General features: G+C 64.8%; 13 protein-coding genes and 1 tRNA gene. 7 read left to right on the top strand and 7 right to left on the bottom strand.

Annotated elements, in window-relative coordinates; all coding sequences use genetic code 11:
* The first annotated feature begins 41 nt into the window (after window positions 1-41).
* From lolB to pth, 6 genes are all read left to right on the top strand, one after another.
* Window positions 42-662 (top strand): lipoprotein insertase outer membrane protein LolB, encoded by a 621-nt coding sequence (lolB, locus tag AC1RWI_RS16740; protein WP_043343417.1) that lies wholly within the window; start codon window positions 42-44, stop codon window positions 660-662.
* Window positions 659-1537, top strand: a complete 879-nt coding sequence (gene ispE / locus AC1RWI_RS16745; RefSeq protein WP_492867552.1) for a 4-(cytidine 5'-diphospho)-2-C-methyl-D-erythritol kinase — start codon at window positions 659-661, stop codon at window positions 1535-1537. The genes lolB and ispE overlap by 4 nt, the downstream gene beginning before the upstream one ends.
* Window positions 1538-1597: 60 nt before the next feature.
* A tRNA-Gln gene (locus AC1RWI_RS16750) sits at window positions 1598-1674 on the top strand.
* Between the two features lie 97 nt (window positions 1675-1771).
* The gene (locus tag AC1RWI_RS16755) at window positions 1772-2725 is read left to right on the top strand and encodes a ribose-phosphate pyrophosphokinase (protein ID WP_017229695.1); all 954 of its coding nucleotides are present in this window, start codon (window positions 1772-1774) and stop codon (window positions 2723-2725) included.
* A 121-nt stretch (window positions 2726-2846) separates the two neighbouring features.
* A complete protein-coding gene (locus AC1RWI_RS16760) occupies window positions 2847-3449 on the top strand; it encodes a 50S ribosomal protein L25/general stress protein Ctc (RefSeq protein ID WP_043343409.1) in 603 nt (200 codons plus the stop codon).
* A 371-nt stretch (window positions 3450-3820) separates the two neighbouring features.
* Complete coding sequence (pth, locus tag AC1RWI_RS16765; RefSeq protein WP_043343405.1) at window positions 3821-4414, top strand: aminoacyl-tRNA hydrolase; 594 nt, start codon at window positions 3821-3823, stop codon at window positions 4412-4414.
* Between the two features lie 99 nt (window positions 4415-4513).
* Here pth and AC1RWI_RS16770 read toward each other — a convergent pair whose 3' ends face one another.
* The 5 genes from AC1RWI_RS16770 to AC1RWI_RS16790 all read right to left on the bottom strand — a co-directional run bounded on the left by AC1RWI_RS16770 (window position 4514) and on the right by AC1RWI_RS16790 (window position 9169).
* On the bottom strand, window positions 4514-4774 hold the full coding sequence (locus AC1RWI_RS16770) for a YfhL family 4Fe-4S dicluster ferredoxin (RefSeq protein ID WP_043343403.1): 261 nt from the start codon (window positions 4772-4774) through the stop codon (window positions 4514-4516).
* A gap of 69 nt (window positions 4775-4843) precedes the next feature.
* Entirely contained in the window at window positions 4844-5332 is a 489-nt protein-coding gene (gene coaD / locus AC1RWI_RS16775) for a pantetheine-phosphate adenylyltransferase (RefSeq protein WP_043343402.1), read from the bottom strand.
* A gap of 217 nt (window positions 5333-5549) precedes the next feature.
* Entirely contained in the window at window positions 5550-6179 is a 630-nt protein-coding gene (gene rsmD / locus AC1RWI_RS16780) for a 16S rRNA (guanine(966)-N(2))-methyltransferase RsmD (RefSeq protein WP_173430667.1), read from the bottom strand.
* 77 nt (window positions 6180-6256) lie between these two features.
* Window positions 6257-7618: a M16 family metallopeptidase gene (locus tag AC1RWI_RS16785; protein ID WP_492867555.1), complete on the bottom strand. Its 1362-nt coding sequence runs from the start codon at window positions 7616-7618 to the stop codon at window positions 6257-6259.
* 24 nt (window positions 7619-7642) lie between these two features.
* Window positions 7643-9169, bottom strand: coding sequence for a M16 family metallopeptidase (locus AC1RWI_RS16790; protein WP_492867557.1), 1527 nt, complete (start codon window positions 9167-9169; stop codon window positions 7643-7645).
* A 60-nt stretch (window positions 9170-9229) separates the two neighbouring features.
* On the opposite strand from AC1RWI_RS16790, the gene ftsY reads away from it, so the two are divergent.
* Entirely contained in the window at window positions 9230-10375 is a 1146-nt protein-coding gene (gene ftsY / locus AC1RWI_RS16795) for a signal recognition particle-docking protein FtsY (protein ID WP_492867559.1), read from the top strand.
* Window positions 10376-10464: 89 nt separating this feature from the next.
* Here the strand turns inward: ftsY and maiA are convergent, their stop codons facing one another.
* Window positions 10465-11109, bottom strand: a complete 645-nt coding sequence (gene maiA, locus AC1RWI_RS16800) for a maleylacetoacetate isomerase (protein ID WP_043351202.1) — start codon at window positions 11107-11109, stop codon at window positions 10465-10467.
* Window positions 11110-11116: 7 nt separating this feature from the next.
* A complete protein-coding gene (locus AC1RWI_RS16805) occupies window positions 11117-11818 on the bottom strand; it encodes a fumarylacetoacetate hydrolase family protein (protein ID WP_492867561.1) in 702 nt (233 codons plus the stop codon).
* Between the last annotated feature and the right edge of the window lie 235 nt (window positions 11819-12053).

A 12053-nucleotide genomic window follows, 5' to 3' on the forward strand; every position in this document is an offset into this window, starting at 1 on the left:
CAGCCCGGCGCCCGGCGGCGCCGGCGCGCACGCCAAACGCCATGCCCACATCCCGACGCCTTGCCCTGCTCTGCCTGAGCGCCCCCTTATGGCTGGCCGCCTGCGCCAGCATCACGCCCACGCGGCAGTTCGACGCCGGCGAGACCGCCCAGGCTCGCGACCTCAGCGGCCGCTTCGCCGCCAGCTACGTGCGCTACGGCCGCGATGAGGGCGTGCAGGGCAGCTTCCAGTGGCATGAGCAAGGCCGCAATGTGCGCCTGGACCTGATCTCGCCGCTGGGCCAGACCCTGGCGGTGGTCACCTCCACGCCTTCGGGCGCCACGCTCGACCTGCCCAACCAGCCGCCGCGCAACGCGCCCGAAGTCGATACCTTGCTGGAGGAAGCGCTTGGATTTTCGCTGCCGGTGGCAGGGCTGCGCGACTGGCTGCACGCCCGCCCCGCGCCAGACAGCCCGGCGCGCACCACGCGTGACGACAGCGGACGGCTGGCTACCCTGGCGCAGAACGGCTGGACCGTGCGCTACGTGGCATGGCAGGAAACCGCGCCGACAACACCATCCACGCCGGCCGTGGCGAGCCCGCGCCGCATCGACCTCGCGCGCGACGGCGCGGCCAACCCGCTCTCGGTACGCCTGGTCATCAATCCGGAGCAAGCACAATGAGCACGGCCCGCCCCTTGCCTGCGCCTGAGCTGCGCGACTGCGCGGCGCCCGCCAAGCTGAATCTCTTCCTGCATGTGACCGGACGCCGCGCGGACGGCTACCACACGCTGCAGACGGTTTTCCAATTGGTGGACTGGTGCGATACGCTCGATTTTTTCCGCCGCGACGATGGCCGCATCGAGCGCATCAGCGACGTGCCGGGCGTACCGGCGCAGAGCGACCTGATCGTGCGCGCCGCGCAGGCCTTGCAGCAAGCTGGCGGCACCTGCTTTGGCGCGGACATCGCCATTGCCAAGCGGCTGCCGATGGGCGGCGGCATCGGCGGCGGCTCATCGGACGCGGCGACCACGCTGCTGGCTCTGAATCATCTGTGGGGGCTGGGCCTGGGACGCGAAGAACTCAAGCGCATCGGCCTTTCATTAGGTGCCGACGTGCCGTTCTTCGTGCATGGAGAAAACGCGTTCGCGCAAGGGATCGGCGAGGAACTGACGACGGTCGAATTGCCTGAAAGCTGGTTCGTGATCATCCATCCGCGGCAGCATGTTCCGACCGCAGCAATTTTTTCGGACAAGCGCTTGACAAGGGATACGGCGATCACCATAATAGCGGACTTCACTGGATGCACAAACAAGTTCGGTTTCGGTCGCAACGACCTGGAAGCGATAGCAACAGTGAAGTTCGGCGAAGTTGCCCGAGCCCTTGAATGGTTGAGACAGTACAGTCCACATGCAAGGATGACCGGTTCCGGAGCCTGCGTGTTTGCACGATTCAACGACGAGCAAACTGCGCAGCAGGTACTAGACCGGTTGCCTCCCGAATGGGATGGCAGGTGTGCGAAGAGTTTATCGCAACACCCACTCGCAACGCTCGCATAAAAAGTTTTTCGTTCGGCGTCGCAGGCAGTTGAATGTGACGATGGACGTACCCGGTTGTGTAGGGGAGTCGCCAAGTTGGTCAAGGCACCGGATTTTGATTCCGGCATTCGAAGGTTCGAATCCTTCTTCCCCTGCCATTACATCCTACAGTGTCCTTACGGACCTGCACGAAAAGCTGCCGGCACTAGCCGGCAGCAATCGTTCCCCCCTCCAGTAGCAAGACAGGTGCACCGAATGAGCAGCGAAGGCTTGATGGTTTTTACCGGCAACGCCAACCCCAAACTCGCGGAGGCTGTCGTTCAGCACCTCGGCATCCCGCTCGGGAAAGCCCAGGTCGGTCGGTTCTCCGACGGCGAAGTCCAAGTTGAAATCCAGGAAAATGTTCGCGGCAAGCACGTCATCGTGCTGCAGTCCACCTGCGCGCCGACCAACGACAACCTGATGGAACTGATGGTGATGGTCGATGCGCTCAAGCGCGCTTCGGCACGCAGCATCACTGCCGCCATGCCCTACTTCGGCTATGCCCGCCAGGACCGCCGCCCGCGTTCGGCGCGCGTCGCGATCTCGGCCAAGGTGGTAGCCAACATGCTGGAAGTCGCCGGCGTCGAGCGGGTCCTGACCATGGACCTCCACGCCGACCAGATCCAGGGCTTCTTCGATATCCCGGTTGATAACATCTACGCCTCCCCGGTTCTGCTGGGCGACCTGCGCGAGAAGAACTACGGCAATCTGCTGGTGGTCTCGCCCGACGTCGGCGGCGTGGTGCGCGCCCGTGCGCTGGCCAAGCAGTTGAACTGCGACCTGGCCATCATCGACAAGCGTCGCCCCAAGGCCAACGTGGCCGAGGTGATGAACATCATCGGTGAAGTCGACGGCCGCAACTGCGTGATCATGGATGACATGATCGACACCGGCGGCACCCTGTGCAAGGCGGCCCAGGTGCTCAAGGAACGCGGCGCGCTGAAGGTATTCGCTTACTGTACCCACCCGGTCCTGTCGGGCGGCGCGGCTGCCCGCATCGCCGACTCGGAACTGGATGAAGTGGTGGTGTGCGACACGATTCCGCTGCGCGACGATGCCATCCAGTCCGGCAAGATTCGCCAGCTATCGACCGCATCGCTGCTGGCAGAGACCTTTACCCGGATCGTCAAGGGCGACTCGATCATGTCGCTGTTTGCCGATTCCTGATAGAATTCAAGGCTTTACCGCGTTTGCGGCTGTTTTTCGGGGGTAAGACCCCGGTTACGGCACGTGACGAGGTTCATCGGGCTGTCTGGTCGCGGACAGCCCTCTTACATTTGGAGTCATCATGAAAGTAGTAGCCTTCGAGCGTAGCGTACAGGGAACGGGTGCGAGCCGCCGCCTGCGCAACGCCGGCAAGACCCCCGGCATCATCTATGGCGGCGCAGCCGAACCCAAGATGATCGAACTCGATCACAACGCACTGTTCCACGCGCTGAAGAAAGAAGCATTCCACTCGTCGATTCTCGACATCGAAGTGGAAGGCAAGGCTGAAAAGGCCCTGCTGCGCGCTTTCCAGATGCACCCGTTCAAGCCGCTGGTCCTGCACGTTGACTTCCAACGCGTGTCGGCCACCGACAAGATCCACGTCAAGGTGCCGCTGCACTTCATGAACCAGGAAAACGCCCCGGGCGTGAAGCTGGGCCATGGCATCGTCAACCACATCCTGAACGAACTGGAAGTGTCGTGCCTGCCGGCCGACCTGCCTGAGTTCATTGAAGTGGACCTGAGCAATGCGGAACTGGGCCAGACCCTGCACCTGTCCGACGTGAAGCTGCCGAAGGGCGTGAGCGCCATCACCCACGGTGACGAAAACCCCGCTATCGCCAGCATCTCGCTGCCGGCCGGCGGCGTGTCGGAAGCTGCCGAAGGCGAAACGCCTGCTGCCTGAGTACCCTGAACGCGGCCTTCGGGCCGTGCAACGGGACGGCTCTCGCAGCCGCAAGAAAAAACCGCCGGCGCGTCCGGCGGTTTTTTTTCGTCCCGAGGTTCGCGTATGCTTGGCTTCTGGCAGCACACCCATTCGCGATGCGAAGCGAGCCGTGGAGGTGTGCCAAGGCCGTATGGGGCGCCTCGGGGTGTCGCCCCATCCGGCGCGCCTTTTTTGCCTACTTTTTTGGCAAGACAAAAAAGTAGGTCGCCGCCCCGCAGGGGTGGTGAAACTGCAGTTGATTTTGACTTTGCAGTTGTAGTTGCAGCCAAGCAGTTGCCAGCCGCCCCACGCCTCGTGCGTCGAGCCCCATCAACCAAGAAGTACAACGCATGATCAAACTCATCGTCGGCCTCGGAAACCCCGGGGCGGAATACGAAGCCACGCGCCACAATGCCGGCTTCTGGCTGGTCGACCAACTGGCCCGCATGGGCGGCGTCACCCTGCGCGTGGAAGGCCGCTTTCACGGGCTGGCAGCGCGCGCCCGGTTGTGGGACCAGGAGATCTGGCTGCTCAAGCCGTCCACCTTCATGAACCGCTCCGGGCTGTCGGTGGTATCGCTCGCGCGCTTCTACAAGATCCTGCCGGACGAAATCGCGGTGGCCCATGACGAGATGGACCTGCCCTCGGGCACCGTCAAGCTCAAGCGTGGCGGCGGCGCGGGCGGCCACAATGGCCTCAAGGATATTTCCGCACACCTGACCACCCAGGACTATTGGCGCCTGCGCATTGGTGTCGGCCATCCGCGCAATTCGGCCGGTGGCGGCGGCGAGCGCGAGGATGTGATCAATTTTGTGCTGAAGCCACCGCGCCGCGAGGAGCAGCAGGCCATCGACGAAGCCATCGATCGCAGCATCGCGCCGCTTGGGTTGCTGGCCAAAGGCGAGTCCGAGCGCGCCATGCTGGAACTGCATACGAACCGCTGAAACCGCTGAACGCGCGCGCCTAAACAAAAAGCCCCATCACCGCGAAGGTCATGGAGCTTTTCGTGCTGCGAACTTCGTGCCGCAAGCCGCAGTGGTAGCTCAGGCTACCCGTTTGGCCGCCGTAAGGAGACGGTAGCGATCCATCAGGATCTCGCGCGTCTCAATGCGGTTGGGGTCGTGCGGGATGCAGGCCACAGGACAAACCTGCTGGCATTGCGGCTCGTCAAAGTGCCCGACGCATTCGGTACATTTGTTGGGGTCGATCTCATAGATCTCGGGCCCCATCGAAATGGCTTCGTTTGGGCACTCCGGCTCACAAACGTCGCAATTGATGCAGTCGTCGGTGATCAATAGTGCCATGGTGTTTCCTTTGAACCCAGCATGCCCCGCGCCCGACTGGCCGCGGCCGGCATGTTGCAAGACTGTATTTTATTCCGTTTTGCTGCTGATCTTTTCCGCAAGCCAGCGTTCCACCGAAGGGAACACAAATTTGCTGACATCGCCGCCAAGCACCGCGATCTCGCGCACGAAGGTGCCGGAGATGAACTGGTACTGGTCGGACGGGGTCAGGAACATGGTTTCCACGTCCGGTAGCAGGTAGCGGTTCATGCCCGCCATCTGGAACTCGTACTCGAAGTCGGAAACCGCGCGCAAACCCCGCACGATCACGCGCGCATTGTTCTTGCGGACAAAATCCTTGAGCAGGCCGGAGAAACCTTCGACGCGCACATTGGGATAGTGGCCCAGGACTTCACGGGCGATGCCTATGCGCTCTTCCAGCGAAAAGAACGGGCGCTTGTTGGGGCTATGCGCCACGCCGACCACGAGCTCATCGAAGATGTTGGATGCTCTACGCACCAGATCCTCGTGGCCCCGGGTCATTGGGTCGAAAGTGCCGGGATAGACCGCGACGACCATGCTTCCTCCTTATTCTGCCCGCCGCCGGTCCTGGATGGACCGATCGACCCCGCCCACTATGGTGAGGGCTGGAGACAAGGCTGCGTGACGAGCGTTGGCGACAGCGGCGTAGTGTAACTCTAAACGCGGCACTTGCAAGCCGCCACATCACGGTTTTGCCGCGCCGCCGCATCTTGTGTGCAGGTAGCCCGTCACAATGCTCGCGTCCACCTGCCCTTCAAAGGTTCCTGTGCTGCAGCAAATGGAAGTGCACCGCGCCAGCCCGCGCATGCCGTACGATCTCCAGCGCCGCCGGCACAGGCGCGTCGGGGCCGATCAGGGCGCGATCCGTTTCCACATACACGGCACCGCCTGGACGTGACAGGCGCGCCGCATGCTCGAGCGCGGGGCCAAGCCAGTCTTCGGCAAAGGGCGGATCGAGGAACACCACGTCGAAGCTGGCCGACGGCATCTGCGCCGCGGTCGCGAATGCATCACCTTGCACCACCCGGATCTGCTGCGCGTCGAGCCGGTACTGGTTGTCGCGCAGCTGCTTGGCCACGCGCGGATTGGCTTCGACCATGGTGACCTGCCGGGCGCCCCGGGAGGCAGCCTCGAAACCCAGTGCGCCAGAGCCGGCGAACAGGTCGAGGCAAGCCAGCCCGGACATGTCCTGCCCAAGCCAGTTGAACAGGGTCTCACGCACGCGGTCAGGGGTGGGACGCAGGCCTTCGGCATCGAGCACGGGCAGCGGCGTGCGCTTCCACTTGCCGCCAATGATCCGGACCTGGGCAGGAGACTGCCGCGGCGAGGGGGATGGGGGTCGCCCGCTGGCAGCGGGCGAGGGAGATCGGGTACGCGAATTCATGCCGTGATTGTAGAGCCTGCGGCGCGGAAAAGCGCAAGCGCCGGGAACGCCTCCCGGCGCCCGCACCTGTCACCGTGTTATTCCGGTCCACCCACGATGACGGTCGCCATGGCGTCCGGGAACACGTGGCGCTGGAAGGCTTCGCGGACCTGGGTACGGGTGACCTTGCCGATCTGGGCGGTCCAGGTGTCGAGGTAGTCCAGCGGCAGCCCATACCAGCCGATATTGGCCACATTGGTCAGCAGCTTGCGATTGCTGTCGATGCGCAGCGGGAAGCCGTTGACCAGATTGTCCTTCGCGGCCTTCAGTTCAGTGTCGGTGGGGCCTTGCGCCACGTACTGCGCCAGCACCTTGCGCACCAGCGCCAGCGCTTCGTTGGTCTGTGCCTTCTTGGTCTGCAAGCCAATGCCGAAGGGTCCTGCCTGCTTGGCGGGTGCGAAGTAGCTGTCGACGCCGTAGGTGAGGCCGCGCTTTTCCCGCACCTCGTCGGTCAGGCGCGAGCTGAAGCCGCCGCCGCCGAGCACGTAGTTGCCTACCAGCAGGGCAAAGTAGTCGGGATCACCCCGCGCGATGGCGGGCTGACTGATGGCTACCGTAGCCTGCTGCGCCGGATGCGGCACGCGCTGCTCGCTAGCCGGGATCTTGAGTTGCACGGGGGGCATCGTAGGCGGCGTGGCGCCAGCCGGCAGGCCGCGCGTCAACTGCTCGGCAATGGTCTCGGCCTGCTTGCGGTCGATGGCGCCGATCAGCGTCAAGACGGCGCGCGACGCCGTGAAATTGTCCCGCCAGAAGCGCTCGATGTCGGCTCGCGTGATCGATTCGACGCTGGCCTCGGTCGGCGACACGCCGTACGGGTGCGACGGATAGATCGCACGCGACACCATCTTGTCGGCGATCACGCCGGGCTTGGTATCGGCCTCGCGGATGGCGGTGATCAGGCGTTGCTTCTCGCGCGCCACCACGGCATCCGGGTAGGACGGCGCCTTGATCAGTTGCCCGGCCAGCGCGAGCGACTGGCTGAGTTCCGGCTCGGAGGTCAGCGTGCGCAGGCCGATGCCGCCGCGATCGCTGCTGGCGGCGCCGCCGAAGTCGGCGCCAGTGTCGGCGAAGGCGTCAGCCACCTGCGCTTCATTGCGGGCCGGCTGGCCATCCTGCGCGGCCGCGCCCTTGTCGAGCAGGGCCGAGGCGAGCGTGGCAAGGCCGGCCTTGCCGGCCGGGTCGTAGCGGCTGCCGGCGTCGAAATCCATATTGACGTCGAGCATGGGAATGGACGGGCTGCGCACGAAATACACGCGGGCGCCGGTGGAGGTGGTCCACTGCTCGATCGGGATCGCAGCCAGCGCGGCCTGCGAGGCGATCAGGGCAAGCGCACCGCAAGCCGCGCCTGCCAGGTGGCGCAGCAGGCGTGGCGACGGGATCGTGGGGGCAAAGAGAGGCATCTTGGGTCCTGTCCTCTAGAAAGCTCAGCGGAGCGAGTCGGCGGCGGCCGGAGCCTTCGCCTTGTTCGGGTCGATCGGCTGCGGCAGCAGGGTCGCCACGGTCAGGTTATCGTCGTTGAAGTATTTGCCCGCCACTGCCTGCACCTGTTCCGGCGTGACGGCCTTGATCTTGTCGAGCATGCGGTCGAGCTGGCGCCAGGAAATGCCGGCGATCTCGGCCACGCCGATCTCCATGCCCTGCCCGAACACCGAGTCTCGCTTGTAGATCTGCGCCGCCACCACCTGCGCCTTGACCCGCTTGAGCTCTGCGGGCGAGACGCCTTCGCGCGCAATGCGGGCGATCTCGTCGCGCAACGCGCGCTCGATCTCCTCGGTGGTATGGCCGGTGGCCGGCGTACCGTCGAGCACCATCAGGGACTCGCCTCGGTTGATGCTGTCGTAGCCCACGTTGACGTCGTCGGCGATGCGGCGCTCGCGCACCAGGTCGCGCGTCAGGCGGGCGTTGTCATAGCCATTGAGCACGGCAGAGAGGACCTCCAGGGCGTAGGGATCGACGTCCTTCTCGACATCGTGCAGGCGCGGCACCTTGTACGCCAAGACCACGTAAGGGTTCTCGGCCGGGGCCTTGACCCAGATCCGCTTGATGCCCTTCTGCGCCGGCTCCTGCTGGTCCTTGCGCAGCGGCAGCGGGCGGGCCTTGAGCTTGCCGTAGGTGCGCTCCGCCAGCGCCTTGACCTCGGCCGCCGTGACATCGCCCGTTACCACCAGCAGCGCGTTGTCGGGCACGTACCAGTTCTTGTACCAGGCCTGCACGTCTTCCACGCGCATGTTGACCAGGTCGGCCGGCCAGCCGATCACGGGATGCCGGTAGGGGCCGGCGGTGTAGACGGTAGCCAGCAACTGCTCGTAGACGGTGCCGCGCGCGGAGTCGTCCGTGCGCAGGCGCCGCTCTTCCATCACGACCTTCATTTCCCGCTCGAACTCATCCTTCTTGATGATGAGGTTGGCCATGCGGTCGGCTTCCAGCTCCATCATCTTCGGCAGGTACTGCTTGCTGATCTGCTGGTAATAGAGCGTGAAGTCGCGATTGGTCATGGCGTTCTCGCGCCCGCCCAATGCGGCGATCTGCTTGGAAAACTCGCCCGGCCCGACCTTTGGTGTACCCTTGAACATCATGTGTTCAAGCATGTGCGCCACGCCAGTGGTACCGCTGACCTCGTCCATGCCGCCCACGCGATACCAGATCTGGTGGGCTACGGTGGGCGCGCGATGGTCTTCCTTGACGATGACCCGCATGCCGTTGGACAGCTTGAACTCGGTGGTATCGGCCTGCGCCGCGGCGGTTTGCGCGGCGGTGGCCTGGCCAGTCGGCAACGGCGGCGCCACCACGGCGGTCTGCGCATAGGCAGCACCGAACCAGGGCATCGCGATCAACAAAAGGGTGGCAACGAGGCGCCGGGAGAAAGCGGCCGGGCGAACAGCGCCGGCGCCGGCAAGAAGCGAAGCGGTACGGGCGGCGCCCGACCTGGACCTGACAGCACAATGGTTCATGCGACCCCGTCTGCTAGAATTTTGGCGATTGATTCTACCGGGGTATTGACCCCTTTCCCAATGTTTAGTTTCTGGAAGAAGCGCAAGGCTGAGCCGGCCAGTGCGCCGCCCGAGGTGCAAAGCCCGGCGCCCGCCGCCACTCCGGCCGCGGCGCCCGCCAGCGTGCCACCCCCCATTCCCGCGGCCGCGCCTGCCCCGGCCACCGTCGTTCCCGTCACGCCAACCGCCTCCCAGCCAGTCCGCAGCGCGACCCCGGCCGCTGCCGAGGAACTGGTCCTGACGCCGCCGCCGGCCGCCTCCGCCGAGGCCAAGCGCGGCTGGATGCAGCGTTTGCGCACCGGCCTGTCCAAGACCAGCCGCAATCTGGGCACGCTGTTTGTTGGCGTCAAGGTCGACGAAGACCTGTTCGAGGATCTGGAAACGGCCCTGATCATGGCCGACGCCGGCGTCGAGGCTACCCAGCACCTGCTGAGCGCGCTGCGCCGCCGCGTCAAGACCGAGCGCATCGAAACCGCCGAAGGCGTCAAGGCCGCGCTGCGCGAGCTGCTGACCGACCTGCTGCGCCCGCTCGAGAAGACCATGTCCCTGGGCCGCGAGCAGCCGCTGGTGATGATGATTTCGGGCGTAAACGGCGCCGGCAAGACCACCAGCATCGGCAAGCTGTGCAAGCACTTCCAGAGCTATGACCAGTCCGTGCTGCTGGCCGCGGGCGACACCTTCCGCGCCGCCGCGCGCGAGCAGCTGACCATCTGGGGCGAGCGCAACAATGTCACCGTGGTCTCGCAGGAAAGCGGCGACCCGGCGGCAGTGATCTTCGACGCGGTCAACGCCGCACGCGCACGCGGCATCGATATCGTGATGGCCGATACCGCGGGCCGCCTGCCCACGCAGCTGCACCTGATGGAAGAGCTGAAAAAGGTCAAGCGTGTCATCGCCAAGGCGATGCCGAACGCGCCACACGAATCGCTGCTGGTGATCGACGCCAACACCGGGCAGAACGCGCTGTCCCAGGTCAAGGCGTTCGACGACGCGCTGGGCCTGACCGGGCTGATCGTGACCAAGCTCGACGGCACCGCCAAGGGCGGCATCCTGGCCGCGATCGCGCGCCAGCGCCCGGTGCCGGTCTACTTTATCGGCGTGGGCGAGAAGGTCGAAGACCTGCAGCCCTTCAAGGCCGAGGAATTCGCCGACGCACTGCTCGGCTGAGCAGCCCACCCGGCTCGCCAGTAAAAAAGCCCCGCAATCGCTTGCGGGGCTTTTTACTTTTTGCGGCCTGCCGAACCTGGCGTGGCAACTTATTCGGCGTCCGGCTGCGCCTTGGGCTCGGCCTGCTGGAACGCGGGCAGCGCCATGCAGGCGTCGAACACCTTGGCAATGGCCGGGTAGCGGGCCACGTCGATATTGAAGCGCTGCGCGTTGAACACCTGCGGCACCAGGCAGATGTCCGCCAGCGTCGGCGTATCGCCAAAGCAGAAACGCCCTGCCTTGCCCGAGCGCACGAGGTTGGTATTGACCGACTCGAAACCCAGCTCGACCCAGTGGCGATACCACGCGTCCTTGGCCTCCTCCGTTACGCCCAGCGTGTGCTTGATGTACTTCAGCACGCGCAGGTTGTTCAGCGGATGGATCTCGCACGCGACCTCCAGCGCCAGCGCGCGGATGTAGGCGCGGTCGAGCGCGCTGCCCGGCAGCAGGGGCGGCTCGGGATGCGTCTCGTCGAGGTACTCGACCATCGCCACGGACTGGATCAATACGTGATCGTCATCCAGCAGGGTCGGCACCAGCGCATCGGGGTTCAGCGCCCTGTAGGCCGGCAGCAGTTGCTGGCCGCCGTCGCGCAACAGATGCACCGGCATGTACTCGTAAGGCAGGCCCTTCAACTGCAGGGCAATGCGCACCCGGTACGAGGCGGAGCTGCGAAAGTAGCTGTAAAGCTTCAACATGGACTCAGACTACCTTGACGGTGAGCTCGCCCACGCCTTCGATCTTGCACAGCATGACATCGCCCTTGACCACCGGGCCCACGCCTTCAGGCGTGCCGCTGTAGATCAGGTCGCCGGGTTGCAGCTCGAACAGCTTGGAGAGATAGGACACCATCTCGGGCACCGACCAGATCAGGTCCGACAGGTCGCCGCGCTGCTTCTCCATGCCGTTGACGGACAGCGTGACCGCGCCCTTCTCCGGATGGCCGATGGCGGACACCGGCACGATCGGCCCGATCGGGGCGGACTTGTCGAAGGCCTTGCCGGTTTCCCAGGGGCGGCCGGTCTTCTTCGATTCGTTCTGCAGGTCGCGGCGCGTCATGTCGAGGCCGAGCGCGTAGCCAAACACGTGGCTCGCGGCATCCGCCTCGGCGATGTCCTTGCCGCCCTTGCCGATGGCAACGACCAGCTCCACTTCATAGTGGCAATTGCTGGTGCCCTGCGGATAGGGGAAGGCGCCTTCGGTGCCGTCGGCCACATAGCTCACGGCGTCGGCGGGCTTGCAGAAGAAGAACGGCGGCTCGCGGTCGGGATCCGAACCCATTTCACGGGCATGGGCGGCATAATTGCGGCCCACGCAGTAGACCCGGCGCACCGGGAACTGAGCGCTGCTGCCGCGCACGGGCACGCCATTGGGCGCCGGCGGGGCAAATACGAATTCGGTCATCCATCTCTCCAAGCATATTCTGTGTTTTAGACTACGCGCCAGCATGCCGGCGTCGCCAGTAGACGCCCTGCCGCGCAGCAGGGCAATAGCATACACCGGCGGTTCTGGCCGCGTACGCCGGCAGCCATTGAATCCGGGAAACCCCGCAATACAATGAAAAGCATCTCGGCGCGAATCTTGCATGGCAAGAGACAATCCAAGTGACGCCATGAACAAACGCCCCCCAGCCCCCTCC

The sequence above is a fragment of the Cupriavidus sp. MPR-AND1C genome, from assembly GCF_058809705.1.